The organism is Pseudomonas sp. PK-RTE-24 (assembly GCF_054052265.1).
Genome location: NZ_CM133224.1, coordinates 5,670,042 through 5,685,106, shown reverse-complemented (window position 1 = coordinate 5,685,106; position 15,065 = coordinate 5,670,042). Strand labels below are relative to the sequence as shown.

The window sequence follows — 15,065 nt, the reverse complement described above, 5'->3', positions numbered from 1 at the left end:
GCCATGCAATCGCTGCTTCAGCTGACCGACACCCAGATCAGCACTTGGGTGGCGTCGTTCATGTTGCCGCTGTTTCGCGTGGCGTCGATGCTGATGGTCATGCCGGTGTTCGGCACCACCCTGATCCCGCGCCGCGTGCGCCTGTATTTCGCCGTGGCGATCACCGTGGTCATCACCCCGGCGCTGCCGCCGATGCCCGCCGTCAGCCCGCTGGATCTCAGCGGCCTGCTGCTGATCGGCGAGCAGATTCTGGTGGGCGCCGTACTCGGCTTTTCCCTGCAACTGTTCTTCCAGGCTTTCGCCGTCGCCGGGCAGATTGTTGCGATCCAGATGGGCATGGGCTTCGCCTCGATGATCGACCCTACCAACGGCGTTTCAGTGGCGGTGATCGGGCAGTTCTTCACCATGCTGGTGACGTTGCTGTTCCTGTCGATGAACGGCCATCTGGTGGTGTTCGAAGTCCTCACTGAAAGTTTCACCACGCTGCCGGTCGGCGGCGGTTTGATGGTTGCGCATTACTGGGAACTGGCCGGCAAACTCGGCTGGGTCCTCGGCGCCGCATTGCTGCTGGTGTTGCCGGCCGTCACCGCACTGTTGGTGGTCAACATCGCCTTCGGCGTGATGACCCGCGCCGCGCCGCAACTGAACATCTTCTCGATCGGTTTTCCGCTGACCCTGGTGCTCGGCCTGTTCATCGTCTGGGTGGGGCTTGCGGACATTCTCAACCAGTATCAACCGCTGGCCAGCGAGGCCTTGCAGTTGCTACGCGAACTGGCACGGGCGCGCTGAGTCATGGCAGAGAGCGAGAGCGGTCAGGACAAAACGGAAGACCCCACGGAGAAACGCAAAAAGGACTCCCGTGAGAAGGGTGAAATCGCCCGTTCCAAAGAGCTCAACACCCTGGCCGTGATGATGGCCGGCGCCTCTGCGCTGCTGATTTTCGGCGGCATGCTCGCGCAAGAAATGATGGACGTGATGCGCCTGAACTTCACCCTGTCCCGCGAAGTGGTCATGGATCAGGGCGCCATGGGCCGTTTTCTGTTGGAGTCAGGGTTGATCGCCTTGCTGGCGATTCAGCCGGTGATGATAACCCTGTTGCTCGCCGCCATCATCGGGCCAATCTCCCTGGGTGGCTGGCTGTTCGCGGCAAGTTCGCTGGCACCCAAATTCAGCCGGATGAACCCGGCCGCCGGCCTCAAACGGATGTTCTCGTTCAAGGCTGTGGTTGAACTGCTCAAGGCCCTGGCCAAGTTTCTGATTACCTTGGGGGTGGCGCTGTTGGTGTTGTCCGCCGACGTCGACGACTTGCTGCGCATCGCCCACGAACCACTGGATATGGCGATCATTCACAGCGTCTTGCTGGTGGGCTGGAGCACGCTGTGGCTGGCCTGCGGTCTGATCATCATCGCCGCCGTCGACGTGCCGGTGCAGATCTGGGAGAGCATGAAGAAGCTCAAGATGACCAAGCAGGAAGTGCGCGACGAACACAAGGACCAGGAAGGCCGCCCCGAGGTCAAGCAACGCATTCGCCAGACCCAGCGCGAAATGTCCCAGCGACGGATGATGGCGGCGATTCCCGAAGCCGACGTGGTCATCACCAACCCGACCCACTACGCGGTCGCGCTCAAGTACGACTCGGAGAAGGGCGGCGCACCGGTACTGCTGGCCAAGGGCAGCGACTTCATCGCCCTGAAAATCCGCGAAATCGCAGTGGCCAACAACGTCATGCTGCTCGAGTCGCCTGCGCTGGCGCGCTCGATCTATTACTCAACTGAGCTTGAGCAGGAGATTCCTGGCGGGCTGTATTTGGCAGTGGCGCAGGTGTTGGCCTACGTCTATCAGATTCGCCAACACCAGGCGGGCAAGGGCAAGCGGCCGGACCCGCTCAAGGATGATCTGCCGATTCCGCCGGACTTGCGTCGGGATTCCTGACGTTGCTGCGCAGCCTTTTGTCTGAGATTCCCCTTTACTGTCAACTCTGACAGGTGCAGTCGCCGTGATTTTGCAGTTTGATGCAAGATGCTGCCGCGCGCTCGCGCGGCCGGGCGGGCGGGCGAGTGCAAGGGAGCAAGGCAATGAAAGGTATTTTCAGCAGCTACGATGAAAAAACCGGCAAAGGCACCATCACGCCGAAGCCCTCGGGACGATGCCTGTCCTTTGCCGAAGCCACGGGTTTTTTTCTGACTGCCAAAGAGTACCGATTCAGCGTTCCATTGGCTGAGGCCTTGCAGGCGAAGATCAAAGTGGGCGGCGAAGTCGAGTTCGAATTGCCCAGGACCAAAAATGGGAAAGTGAAAATCCTTCGGTATTGACCGGCAGTTTGCCCTCATCGCCAAACACCTGAAAAGAAAACCGCCGTCCCGATTGATGCGCAGCGGCGGTTTTTTTGGGCGATTATTGCCTGCCAGTCAGCCTTCGCGAGCAAACTTGATTCCACTTGTAATGCGATCAACCGTCGAAAGTGAGCCTGCTTGCTAAGGGGTCATCCCGGTCAGGAAAACAACCAAGTTCAAGCCCCGCTGTTCTAGATCACTGGTTAAATAAATCCGTTCCCTTTACTCCTGTCCCCTTTTCTCTCAATTCTGATGAGGCGAAGCGTCGACTCACTACCGCAAACACAAGACAGTGTGTCCAGGGCTAGAATGATAAGCATGCTCTCTCCACCCTTGTCCTTCGTTGTACAACCCCCAATACAAACTAACGTCTGAGCGAATTCCATAGCCAGCGAACTGAGTCACAAAAAATTTAGTCCGGAACAAAACCAGGTCTGACGTTTTTACAGCACGGCCATTCGCATTGACCCACTGATCAATCTTTGAATCAGCTATAAGTGATGGTGAGACAATGCATTGTTCGACGTTGCTTACAGAAACAGAAATTGAGGCATGTTGGCCTGAGCTATCTCTTACATTGATGGTGGTGCTGCCATTACCTTCACTCCAGATTAACCCGACGTCATTGACGTTTGCGATTTTTGGATTATCCGATTGATAAGTAATTTGGCCCACTCCTCCTGACGCTTGACGATTTGCTGAGGCTCCAGACGGATGAACACCCGTAAGGCGCCATCTATCGATGTACTGACCACTGGTATTCACGATTGACACTGTCCTGCCTGACAACTCTAAAGGTGAATCATCTATGATGAGTTTTGCACGTACCTTGAGGCCTACATTTAGACTAGGGAACAGAGTAGCGTCGTTTTTGTCCCCGTTGGTGCTGAATCCAACACTAATGTCCACGCGAAGAGATCCATCAACAAGGCGGTCTAGTTCTGAACGCAAAAGCGTTCTGCTCAATTTACCTGGTATTTCAATTTCAATTCCATTAGCCAACGAAATTTCGTAGTCCGATCCATCATCTTTTTTTCCTACGCAAAGCAGCCAGAACTTTTGTCCCTTTGCCATGGCTGTCCAGGTATCGACTGTCACAGTCGCATCGCCATCAAAAGTCGATAAATCAAGTACTTTTCCTCCGTCCGGCCCAATTGCTTGGAGAATTACGGGTGTCGGCAAACGCGGGTCTCCATCAGCGATTGTCATGACATCAAACCTGACTGTTGGTGATTCTCCAGCCGGAACTCCGGTACGAATCAAATCCCACCGGAACTCAATCGCCTTGCCATGCCAAGCCGCCAGAAACGCAGCGCTCAATGAAATCTCTGCAATCCCACCAACAAAATCCACCACCGGAAACGGCGGCGCACCGGCCGGCGCGTTCACCTGGACGAATTGAGCCTTATCGTCTTTCTCTGCTGCGAAACCTGTTATCTGAAGCTTCACTCCATCCGGATTAGCCAAAACGTCAATCGGCACTGTGGGCGGGTTCAAGGTCGGGGGTGGCAGGTCAAGTTGCAGGCCAATGACGGTATACACCTGATCCGGAAACCGCGTGGCGCTGGCGAAGTCATTGCTCTTGTCCTCCGATACCCAGAATTCCAGTTTCAACAGCGATCCTTCTTTCAATTCTTTCAGAAAAGCTATGAGCAGCGGTTTATCCCAGAACCCCTGACTGACCCAGGTCGCATTCACCTTGTGGGTGTCACCATTCCAGAATTGCAGGACGTGCGCCGAGCCGTCGGGTTTCTGGCCAGTGACCTTCAGCCACACCTGCTGACCGACCTGGATTCCCGTCCAGTTGCGTGCTCGTAGCGTAGCGTCCTGGCCCCTCAGTGCGGCCACGTCGAGCATGCCGTCCACGGCCTCAGCGATTATCGGCGAGTTGTACACCTTCTGATTGGCGGTGATAGTGATCGGGGTCGTCGCCGACTCATTGTTGTTGGTCAATTGATCGCGCACCCTGGCGAAGACCGAATGGGTGCCGTCGCCTATCAACTGCAATTCTGCAGCCGTCAGGGTGTGGTTGATCGGGCTTGTGGGGTTGGCAAATGTGATGCTCCAGGTGCCTATGGTGAGCGTCACCGTGTCGTGAGGCCGTGGGTAACCGACGGTGATCGTGATGACCGCCGTCTGCCCCGGTACGACGCTGGGTGGATGGCTGACGGTGACGGTAGGCGCCGGGTTGTTGTAGAGCAGCTTGAGTGTGGGTGAGTCGGCGTCGTTACCGCTGGATCGGGTCACTCTGTAGTGGACATCGTTGACACCGTTTGTGAACCAACTCGCCGGCACGCGCAAAAGAATGCGTTCCTGCTCTTCACCGGGATAGATGGTTTTGCTGATGCCGGTGTTGACTCCGTTGACAAAAATAGTCACGACGTCATAAGCCGCCATGACCCAATTCCGCAAGCCGGTTAAGGGGTCGATGACAAGTTCTACCCCAGATGGAGTGAATGCCGAGAGAGGAAGGCCACCATCAGCAGTACCTGGAGGCAGCACCGGTGTTATCCATTGCGGGGGGTACACGGGATACAAGGCCAGGGCTGCGTTGGCTTCGGTTGAATAGACTTGAACGCTCATTCCGTTCTCCTCGAACACTGGTGATGAACAATGGCAGGCAAGGTTCATCACAACGCAGAACGAGGCGTCCGTCACCTGTCAGATCTGACAGGTGGGGACGGTTTTCCGACCAATGGTATCGCTGAAGGGGTGGGCGCTCATGCGCCGCCGAGAGGCCTAGCTCGCGCAAGCTGCACTCGACAGGATCTTCAGCCGCTGCAAGATTTGCATCCAAGAAGATCAAAATGTGGGAGCGCGCTTGCTCGCCAAAAGGCCGGCTCTCTCACTCGAATCACTCAGCCGAACCGCATCATCCAGGCAACTCCAGATTATCCAGCACCCGATTTACCGCCAGTTCCCCGAGCATGATCAGCTGCGCAATCCCCATCAGCGTTCGGCGCTGCGATGGTTTGACCAGCCCGGCGAATTCCTGGGCGATGGTTTTGGCCGAGGCGAGGGTTTCGCAGGCGTTGGCCAGGAGGTCTTCGTTTTTGGTGTCGGCGGTGACGGCGTACATGGCGCGGGGGCTGAACGGTGGTGGGGTCGAGCCGGGTGGGCAGAGGTAGTGGTCGAGGGCGCGGTCGGCGGCTTGGTGGAGTTTTTTTGAATCGAGGGATTCGTAGGGGGAGGTGGGGGCGGATTCGGGCGGGTTGGGTGTGGGTTTGATCATGGTGAAGCTCCTATATAAGTGGAGCCGTCAGGCACTGTCGCTAAACAGTAAGGTGGCGGCTGTACGCAGGTTAGCGAACCGGTTATAGGCACCCGGCAGACCCGAAGGTCTCCCACATACAGCCACCATGGCGCAGTCGCAGATACTGAACCCGCGACAAAGCATGGAACGCTGATGCACCTATTCAAGATCCGGGTCGCTAAACCCGATCGCTGATTCGTCAGCGACCGGACCACAATAGAATCCGACCCCCAGGTGCACAAGCCGGCGGATTCTGGCTTGGCTGTAGGCAATGGCGCAAGGATTTGTAGCCTTGAGACCGTGTCTGCTGGTGTCTTGTAAACAGCTTCGTTTAAATCGAAAAAAATGCGCCGCATTCGAAGGCCTCTTCGCGAGCAGGCTCGCTCCCACAGGGGCCGTATTCCAAATGTCCGATTGGGAATGCATGTCAAACTGTGGGAGCGAGCCTGCTCGCGAAGGGGCCAGCCCAATCAGCCGATAAATCCCAAGTAAAACCGCTCTATTTCATTCCCCGGCAAAAGTTGGAAAGCTTCTTGCAGTAGCCGCCCTGCGCCCGTTCGGGGCGTCAAAAGTTTGCTTTAAAGGAACGGGGAAAACCGGTGGATCGCACTCAGTTATTCAATACAGCACGCACCAACGTTGCCGACCTCAGTCGAGGCAATCTGGGCGTGCCGTTGTTGCTGCTGGTCATGCTGGCGATGATGATGTTGCCGGTACCGCCGTTCCTGCTCGACGTCTTCTTTACTTTCAACATCGCTCTGTCGATCGTCGTCCTGCTGGTCTGCGTGTATGCGCTGCGGCCGCTGGATTTCGCCGTGTTCCCGACCATTCTGCTGGTGGCGACGCTGCTGCGGCTGGCCTTGAACGTGGCCTCGACGCGGGTGGTGATGCTCCACGGTCAGGACGGCCACGCCGCTGCCGGTAAGGTGATTCAGGCCTTTGGTGAGGTGGTGATCGGCGGTAACTACGTGGTCGGTATCGTGGTCTTCGCTATCCTCATGATCATCAACTTCGTCGTGGTGACCAAGGGTGCCGGGCGGATTTCCGAGGTGAGCGCGCGCTTCACCCTCGATGCGATGCCCGGCAAACAAATGGCGATCGACGCCGACCTCAACGCCGGCCTGATCGACCAGAACCAGGCCAAGTCGCGCCGTCAGGAAGTCGCCCAAGAGGCCGAGTTCTACGGTTCGATGGACGGTGCCAGCAAGTTCGTCCGCGGTGACGCCATCGCCGGCCTGCTGATTCTGTTCATCAACCTCATTGGCGGCATGGCGGTTGGTATCTTCCAGCACGGCATGAGCTTCGGCGACGCGGGCAAGGTTTACGCTTTGCTGACCATCGGTGACGGTTTAGTGGCGCAATTGCCATCACTGTTGTTATCTACAGCAGCGGCGATCATGGTGACCCGTGCTTCCGGCTCGGAAGACATGGGCAAGCAGATCAACCGCCAGATGTTCGCCTCGCCGAAAGCGCTGGCCGTGGCCGCTGGTTTGATGGCGGTGATGGGTCTGGTGCCGGGCATGCCGCACTTCTCCTTCCTGAGCATGGCCGCGCTGGCCGCAGGCGGCGCGTACCTGTTCTGGAAGAAGCAGAACGTCGCCAAGGTCGTGGCGCTGGAAGAGGTCAAGCGTCAGCAGGAACTGCTGCCGTCGCCGGCCCGCGCCATGGAAACCAAAGAGCTGGGCTGGGACGACGTGACGCCGATCGACATGATCGGCCTCGAAGTCGGCTATCGCCTGATTCCGCTGGTGGACCGCAATCAGGGGGGGCAATTGCTCGCGCGGATCAAGGGTGTGCGCAAGAAGCTCTCGCAGGATCTGGGCTTTTTGATGCCGACCGTGCACATCCGCGACAACCTTGATCTGGCGCCGAGCGCGTATCGCTTGACGCTGATGGGCGTGATTCTCGCTGAGGCCGAGATCTACCCGGACCGCGAACTGGCGATCAACCCCGGCCAGGTGTACGGCTCGCTCAACGGGATCAACGCCAAAGATCCGGCTTTCGGCCTGGAGGCGGTGTGGATCGAAATCAGCCAGCGCGCCCAGGCGCAATCGCTCGGCTACACCGTGGTTGACGCCAGCACCGTGGTCGCCACGCACTTGAACCAGATTCTGTACAAGCACTCCAGTGAGCTGATCGGCCACGAGGAAGTGCAGCAACTCATGCAATTGCTGGCCAAGAGCTCGCCGAAACTGGCGGAAGAGCTGGTGCCGGGCGTGGTTTCGCTGTCGCAGTTGCTCAAGGTCCTGCAAGCGCTGCTCGCCGAGCACGTGCCGGTGCGCGACATTCGCAGCATCGCCGAAGCGATCGCGAACAACGCTGCCAAGAGTCAAGATACCGCCGCGCTGGTCGCCGCTGTGCGGGTCGGCGTATCCCGTGCAATCGTCCAAAGCATTGTAGGCACTGAGTCCGAGCTGCCTGTAATCACATTGGAACCAAGGTTGGAACAGATATTGCTCAATAGTCTGCAGAAGGCAGGACAAGGCTCGGAAGAGGGCGTTCTGCTGGAGCCGAGCATGGCCGAGAAGCTGCAACGTTCGTTGATCGAAGCGGCCCAGCGTCAGGAAATGCAAGGCCAACCGGTGATCCTGCTGGTAGCAGGCCCGATTCGCGCGATGCTCTCGCGTTTCGGCCGCCTCGCAGTGCCAGGGCTGCATGTACTGGCCTACCAGGAAGTACCGGACAACAAGCAAGTGACCATCGTTGCGACAGTAGGGCCCAACGGCTGAGGTAGTGGTTTATGCAAGTTAAGCGTTTTTTCGCCGCCGATATGCGTCAGGCCATGAAGCTGGTTCGCGATGAGCTGGGCGCTGATGCCGCCATCATCGGCAACCGCCGCATTGCCGGCGGCGTCGAGTTGACGGCGGCTCTGGATTACAAATTGTCGGCGCTGGCGCCACGGGTTCCGAACATGGAACTCGAAGACGAGCTGCGCAAGACCCAGTCGCGCATCGTCACCGCCCAGGCCGAGCTGAGCCTGCGTGGCGAAGCCGACGGCAACACCAATCAGCAGTTGTTCGCCGGGCTGCCGTTGACCGCAGGCCTGCCGCTGACCGCTGCCGAGCCGCTGAGCGAGCCAACCTACGCTGCCCCGCCGCGCCCGGCCGCAGCGCCTGCGCAGGCCTCGGCGGGTGTCGATCCGCGTGCACTGGATTCGATGCGTTTTGAATTGAACAGCTTGCGCGAGCTGATGGAAGTGCAGCTCGGCACCCTGGCCTGGAATCAGCTGCAAGGCAGCCGTCCGGCCCAGGCCAATCTGTATCGCCGTCTGCAGCGCATCGGCCTGTCCGGCCCGCTGTCGCGCGATCTGTTGGCGATGATCACCGATATCGAAGAACCCCGTCAGGCCTGGCGCATGCTGTTGGCCCACCTGGCGCGGATGATTGCCGTGCCGGAAGTCGAGCCGCTGGAAGAGGGCGGTGTGATTGCCATGGTCGGCCCCGCCGGCATGGGCAAGACCACCACGCTGGCCAAGCTCGCCGCGCGTTATGTGCTCAAGTACGGCGCGCAGAACGTTGCACTGGTAAGCATGGACAGCTTCCGCATCGGCGCTCAGGAACAATTGAAAACCCTCGGGCGCATCCTCAACGTGCCGGTAACGCACGTCGATCCGGGTCAGTCGCTGGTGCAGGCATTGGATCCACTGCTACGCAAACGCGTGGTTTTGATCGATACTGCCGGCCTGCAAGCCAGTGATCCGGCGTTGCGCATGCAGCTTGAGAGCCTGGCCGGGCGTGGCATTCGCTCAAAAAATTATCTGGTCCTGGCAACCACCAGCCAGAAACAGGTTCTAACCGCCGCTTATCACAGTTACAAGCGTTGCGGGCTGGCCGGCTGCATCCTGACTAAACTGGATGAAACGGCCAGTCTCGGCGAAGTGTTGAGCCTGGCGATCAGTCATGAATTGCCGGTCGCGTATCTGACCGATGGCCCACGGATTCCAGATGATCTGCATCTGCCGCGCCGTCATCAACTGGTCAGCCGCGCCGTCAGCGTGCAAATGCAGGAAGAACCCAGCGAAGAAGCCATGGCTGACATGTTCGCTGATATCTATCACAGCCCGACCAAGCAGGTTGGCTGAGGTAATCATGAACAGTTTTTGTACCTACATCGATGGTCTGCCACGCATTGTTCCGATCAGGAACGCGCAGCCAGTAATGTGGCCTCCGTCTATGCAAGACAAGGTAAAGAAATAACATGGGCAGCATGCATCCCGTACAGGTGATCGCGGTGACCGGCGGCAAAGGTGGCGTCGGCAAGACTAACGTGTCAGTGAACTTGTCGCTGGCGCTGGCAGAGCTTGGCCGTCGGGTCATGCTGCTGGACGCCGACCTGGGCCTGGCGAACGTCGACGTTCTGCTGGGGCTGACACCCAAGCGCACACTGGCCGACGTTATCGAAGGCCGTTGCGAACTGCGCGACGTGCTGTTGCAAGGCCCGGGCGGGATTCGCATCGTGCCGGCGGCCTCCGGCACGCAGAGCATGGTGCACCTGAGCCCGGCGCAACATGCCGGCCTGATCCAGGCGTTCAGCGACATCGGCGACAATCTCGACGTGCTGGTGATCGACACCGCTGCGGGTATTGGTGACTCGGTAGTCAGTTTCGTTCGTGCCGCGCAAGAGGTGTTGCTGGTGGTCTGCGACGAGCCGACTTCGATCACCGACGCTTACGCGCTGATCAAGTTGCTCAACCGCGACTACGGCATGAACCGCTTCCGCGTGCTGGCCAACATGGCGCAGAGCCCGCAAGAAGGGCGCAACCTGTTCGCCAAGTTGACCAAGGTCACGGATCGCTTCCTCGACGTCGCCCTACAATACGTCGGCGCCGTGCCATACGACGAAAGCGTGCGCAAGGCAGTGCAGAAGCAGCGCGCCGTCTACGAAGCCTTTCCCCGTTCCAAGTGCGCACTGGCCTTCAAAGCCATCGCCCAGAAGGTCGATACCTGGCCGCTGCCCGCCAACCCGCGCGGGCATCTGGAATTTTTCGTCGAGCGTCTCGTGCAGCAAACCGCAGGGCCTGTGATATGACCGCCAGTGGCATGAATCTTTACAAAAAGTCGGCGCGTGACGCGCAATACGAATTGATCGAGCGTTACGCGCCACTGGTCAAGCGCATTGCCTATCACTTGCTGGCGCGCCTGCCGGCCAGCGTGCAGGTCGAAGACCTGATCCAGGCCGGGATGATCGGTTTGCTGGAAGTCTCGACCAAATACGACGCCAGCAAAGGCGCCAGTTTCGAAACGTACGCGGGCATTCGAATCCGCGGCGCGATGCTCGATGAAGTGCGCAAAGGGGATTGGGCGCCACGCTCGGTTCACCGTAATACCAGGATGGTCAGCGACGCGATTCGCTCGATTGAAGCTAAAACCGGCCGTGACGCTAAAGATCACGAGGTTGCGGCCGAACTCCAATTGAGTCTCGACGATTACTACGGGATTCTGAATGACACCTTGGGCAGTCGCCTGTTCAGTTTCGACGACCTGTTGCAGGACGGCGAACACGAAGGGCTGCACGAGGATGGCGCCAGTGCTCATATGGAGCCGTCACGCGATCTGGAAGATGAACGCTTTCAGGCGGCGCTGGCGGACGCGATTGCCAATTTGCCGGAGCGTGAGCGACTGGTGTTGGCGCTGTACTACGACGAAGAGCTGAACCTCAAGGAGATCGGTGAAGTCCTTGGCGTCAGTGAATCGCGGGTCAGCCAGTTACACAGCCAGTGCGCGGCCCGTCTGCGGGGGCGTTTGGGGGAGTGGCGAGCGCGCTGAAGGCAGTGTGGGGACACTGCGAAACGAGGCTGGTGCGGTGATGAACGGCGCCGGTCTCGATCCGTTGTGCTCCAGACAAACTTTAAGTGCTGCGCCGATTGATTGAAGTGGCGCGTCCAGGTGCTGGGCGCGTTTAAGACTGCTTGGAGGTCGAATTGAACAAAGACATGAAAATCCTCATCGTTGATGACTTCTCAACGATGCGGCGGATCATCAAGAACCTGCTGCGCGATCTTGGGTTCACCAACACCGTCGAGGCCGACGATGGCACCACTGCCATTCCGGTGCTCAACAGCGGCAGCATCGACTTTCTGGTAACGGACTGGAACATGCCGGGCATGACCGGTATCGACCTGCTGCGTCACGTGCGCGCCGATGAAAAACTCAAGCACCTCCCGGTGTTGATGGTGACTGCTGAAGCCAAGCGCGAGCAGATCATCGAGGCCGCTCAGGCCGGTGTGAACGGTTACGTAGTCAAACCTTTCACGGCTCAAGCGTTGAAAGACAAAATCGAGAAGATTTTCGAACGCATCGGCTGATGAATGCGCGGGGGAGCTATGGAGCATAACGAATCATCACAGGGCGATTTCGAATCGACCCTGAAAAAACACGCGGTCGAACTGGTCGAGAGCCTTGAAAAAGGCAAGTTCGGCGACGCGGTGCAACTGATCCATGAGCTCAATCAGACCCGTGACCGCGGCCTGTATCAGGAAGTGGGCAAGCTCACACGTGAACTGCACAGTGCGATCGTCAATTTCCAGATCGATCCGCACATGCCGCAGGCCGAGGAAGTGTCGCAAATCACCGACGCCACCGAACGCCTGGGCTATGTGGTCAAGCTGACGGAAGCCGCGGCCAACCGCACCATGGATCTGGTGGAAAGCGCCACCCCGGTGGTCAACAGTCTGGCTGATGAAGCGCAGACGTTGAGCGCCGATTGGGGCCGCTTCATGCGTCGCGAGGTCGGGGCTGAAGAGTTCCGTGAACTGGCGCGCCGGGTCGACGGTTTTCTGTCACGCAGCAGCACGGACAACCGTGCGGTGTCGAGCAACCTCAACGACATCCTGCTGGCTCAGGATTACCAGGACCTCACAGGTCAAGTGATCAAGCGTGTGACCCAACTGGTCACCGAAGTCGAAAGCAATCTGCTCAAACTCGTGCTCATGGCCAGTCAGGTCGACCGCTTTGCGGGCATCGAACATGACCGCGCCGCAATGCTTGCTGAAAAAGATCCACAAAAACATCTCTCGCAGGGTGAAGGTCCGCAGATTCATGCCGATAAACGAGAAGACGTTGTGTCCGGTCAGGACGATGTGGACGATTTGTTATCCAGCCTTGGATTCTAGAGTTTCGGAATTCGGGTTTTTTGGGTTTTTAGACCTGTAGGAGCACCCCATTAATGAGCTTCGGCGCCGATGAAGAGATCCTTCAGGATTTCCTGGTTGAGGCCGGCGAGATTCTTGAGCAACTGTCCGAACAACTGGTCGAGCTGGAAAGCCGCCCGGATGATGCAGATCTGCTCAATGCAATTTTTCGCGGTTTCCACACTGTAAAAGGGGGCGCCGGCTTCCTTCAGCTCAATGAGCTGGTGGAGTGCTGTCACATCGCCGAAAACGTTTTCGACATCCTGCGCAAGGGTGAGCGTCGCGTTGATGCAGAGCTGATGGACGTTGTGCTCGAAGCACTGGACGCGGTGAACAGCATGTTCAGCGAAGTCCGTGAGCGTGCACCGATCACCGCTGCCACGCCGGAACTGTTGGCCGCGCTGGCGCGTCTGGCCGAACCGCAATCGGCGGATGAAGCCCCGGCTTCGCCGGTTGCCGAGATGATCGAAGAACTGGTCGTTGAAAGCGACTCCTCGGACGACATCACCGATAACGAATTCGAACAACTGCTGGACTCGCTGAACGCCGTCAAGGCCCAGGCTGAGGCTCCGGCCGCTGCTGTGGCGCCCGCGTCGGTTGCCGACACGGCGGCGAGCGATGAAATCACCGACGCCGAATTTGAATCGCTGCTCGATCAACTGCATGGCAAAGGCCAGTTTGCTGTCGATGCGGTCGCTCCGGCGGCACCAGCAGCGCCGGCTGCTCCGGCCGCGCCTGCTGCGGGCGACAGCTCGGACATCACCGACGACGAATTCGAAGCCTTGCTCGATCAGTTGCACGGCAAGGGCAACTTCGCCGTTGACGCGCTGGAATCGGCCATCGCTTCCGCCCCGTCAGCACCTGCTGCACCGGCAGCCGCTGCGGCCGGCAGTGACCTGATCAGCGATCACGAATTCGAATCGCTGCTCGACGAATTGCACGGCAAAGGCAAGTTTGACGCCAGCGCTGCGACTGCCGGCTCTGCGTCGAGCGTCGCCACGCCAACGGCGAAAGCTCCGGCTGCCGCTGCTGCGCCGAAACCTGCCGCCAAGCCTGAACCGAAAGCCGAGGCGCCGAAACCGGCCGCCGCGGCTGCACCGGCTCCGGCCCGTGCGCCAGCCGCTGCACCGGCAGAAAAACCGGCCAGCGAAGCGGAAACCACCGTGCGCGTCGACACCGCGCGGCTCGACGAGATCATGAACATGGTCGGTGAGCTGGTGCTGGTGCGTAACCGTCTGGTGCGTCTGGGCCTCAACAGCGGCGACGAAGCCATGTCCAAGGCCGTGTCGAACCTCGACGTGGTCACCGCTGACCTGCAGACCGCCGTGATGAAAACGCGGATGCAGCCGATCAAGAAGGTCTTCGGGCGCTTCCCGCGTCTGGTTCGCGACCTCGCACGTCAGCTCAAGAAAGAGATCAACCTGGAACTGGTGGGCGAAGAAACCGACCTCGACAAAAACCTTGTCGAGGCTCTGGCCGACCCGCTGGTCCACTTGGTGCGCAACGCTGTCGACCACGGCATCGAGTCGCCGGAAGAACGCGAAGCATCGGGCAAGGCCCGTGGCGGTCGCGTGGTGCTGGCGGCCGAGCAGGAAGGCGACCATATCCTGCTGTCGATCTCCGACGACGGCAAAGGCATGGACCCGAACGTCCTGCGTTCGATCGCGGTAAAACGCGGTGTGATGGACAAGGACGCCGCCGATCGCCTGAGCGATACCGAGTGCTACAACCTGATTTTCGCTCCGGGTTTCTCGACCAAGACCGAGATCTCCGACGTGTCCGGCCGTGGTGTCGGCATGGACGTGGTGAAGACCAAGATTTCCCAGCTCAACGGTTCGATCAACATCTACTCGACCAAGGGCCAAGGCTCGAAGATCGTCATCAAGGTGCCGCTGACCCTGGCGATCATGCCGACGCTGATGGTCATGCTGGGCAATCAGGCGTTTGCGTTCCCGCTGGTCAACGTCAACGAAATCTTCCACCTCGACCTGTCGACCACCAACGTCGTCGACGGTCAGGAAGTGGTGATCGTGCGCGACAAGGCGCTGCCATTGTTCTACCTCAAGCGCTGGCTGGTCAGCTCCGCCGCTCACGAAGAGCAGCGCGAAGGCCATGTGGTGATTCTTTCGGTGGGCACTCAGCGCATCGGCTTCGTCGTCGATCAACTGGTCGGCCAGGAAGAAGTGGTCATCAAGCCATTGGGCAAAATGCTCCAGGGAACTCCGGGCATGTCCGGCGCCACCATCACCGGTGACGGCCGCATTGCGCTGATTCTCGATGTTCCAAGCATGCTCAAGCGTTACGCCACAAAGCGTATTTGAATCCGGGGCGGCGGCGCGATGACGCGCCG

Annotated in this window: 12 protein-coding genes; 10 read left to right on the top strand and 2 right to left on the bottom strand. The window is 59.0% G+C overall.

The window, feature by feature from the left end; all coding sequences use genetic code 11:
- Window positions 1-3: 3 nt before the first annotated feature.
- The 3 genes from fliR (at window position 4) to ACV8MC_RS25540 (ending at window position 2,312) form a co-directional block, all read left to right on the top strand.
- On the top strand, window positions 4-789 hold the full coding sequence (gene fliR / locus ACV8MC_RS25550; RefSeq protein WP_016771066.1) for a flagellar biosynthetic protein FliR: 786 nt from the start codon (window positions 4-6) through the stop codon (window positions 787-789).
- Between the two features lie 3 nt (window positions 790-792).
- The gene (flhB, locus tag ACV8MC_RS25545) at window positions 793-1,932 is read left to right on the top strand and encodes a flagellar biosynthesis protein FlhB (protein WP_016771065.1); all 1,140 of its coding nucleotides are present in this window, start codon (window positions 793-795) and stop codon (window positions 1,930-1,932) included.
- Window positions 1,933-2,075: 143 nt separating this feature from the next.
- The gene (locus ACV8MC_RS25540; RefSeq protein ID WP_252887508.1) at window positions 2,076-2,312 is read left to right on the top strand and encodes a hypothetical protein; all 237 of its coding nucleotides are present in this window, start codon (window positions 2,076-2,078) and stop codon (window positions 2,310-2,312) included.
- Window positions 2,313-2,606: 294 nt separating this feature from the next.
- Here ACV8MC_RS25540 and ACV8MC_RS25535 read toward each other — a convergent pair whose 3' ends face one another.
- Both ACV8MC_RS25535 and ACV8MC_RS25530 read right to left on the bottom strand, forming a co-directional pair.
- The gene (locus ACV8MC_RS25535; protein ID WP_457263979.1) at window positions 2,607-4,916 is read right to left on the bottom strand and encodes a hypothetical protein; all 2,310 of its coding nucleotides are present in this window, start codon (window positions 4,914-4,916) and stop codon (window positions 2,607-2,609) included.
- Window positions 4,917-5,205: 289 nt separating this feature from the next.
- Window positions 5,206-5,565 carry a DUF6124 family protein gene (locus ACV8MC_RS25530; protein ID WP_095180723.1) on the bottom strand — a complete coding sequence of 120 codons (360 nt, stop codon included), beginning with the start codon at window positions 5,563-5,565 and terminating at the stop codon, window positions 5,206-5,208.
- A gap of 620 nt (window positions 5,566-6,185) precedes the next feature.
- Here ACV8MC_RS25530 and flhA point away from each other — a divergent pair.
- From flhA to ACV8MC_RS25495, 7 genes are all read left to right on the top strand, one after another.
- Window positions 6,186-8,315: a flagellar biosynthesis protein FlhA gene (gene flhA / locus ACV8MC_RS25525; protein WP_016771062.1), complete on the top strand. Its 2,130-nt coding sequence runs from the start codon at window positions 6,186-6,188 to the stop codon at window positions 8,313-8,315.
- Between the two features lie 11 nt (window positions 8,316-8,326).
- Entirely contained in the window at window positions 8,327-9,667 is a 1,341-nt protein-coding gene (flhF, locus tag ACV8MC_RS25520; protein WP_252887510.1) for a flagellar biosynthesis protein FlhF, read from the top strand.
- A gap of 116 nt (window positions 9,668-9,783) precedes the next feature.
- Entirely contained in the window at window positions 9,784-10,614 is an 831-nt protein-coding gene (gene fleN / locus ACV8MC_RS25515; protein ID WP_016771060.1) for a flagellar synthesis regulator FleN, read from the top strand.
- On the top strand, window positions 10,611-11,351 hold the full coding sequence (fliA, locus tag ACV8MC_RS25510; RefSeq protein WP_016771059.1) for an RNA polymerase sigma factor FliA: 741 nt from the start codon (window positions 10,611-10,613) through the stop codon (window positions 11,349-11,351). The genes fleN and fliA overlap by 4 nt, the downstream gene beginning before the upstream one ends.
- 167 nt (window positions 11,352-11,518) lie before the next feature.
- Entirely contained in the window at window positions 11,519-11,890 is a 372-nt protein-coding gene (locus ACV8MC_RS25505; RefSeq protein ID WP_024012118.1) for a chemotaxis response regulator CheY, read from the top strand.
- A gap of 18 nt (window positions 11,891-11,908) precedes the next feature.
- Window positions 11,909-12,697, top strand: coding sequence for a protein phosphatase CheZ (locus tag ACV8MC_RS25500; RefSeq protein ID WP_016771058.1), 789 nt, complete (start codon window positions 11,909-11,911; stop codon window positions 12,695-12,697).
- 53 nt (window positions 12,698-12,750) lie between these two features.
- Window positions 12,751-15,036 carry a chemotaxis protein CheA gene (locus ACV8MC_RS25495; RefSeq protein WP_457263975.1) on the top strand — a complete coding sequence of 762 codons (2,286 nt, stop codon included), beginning with the start codon at window positions 12,751-12,753 and terminating at the stop codon, window positions 15,034-15,036.
- Window positions 15,037-15,065 lie beyond the last annotated feature (29 nt).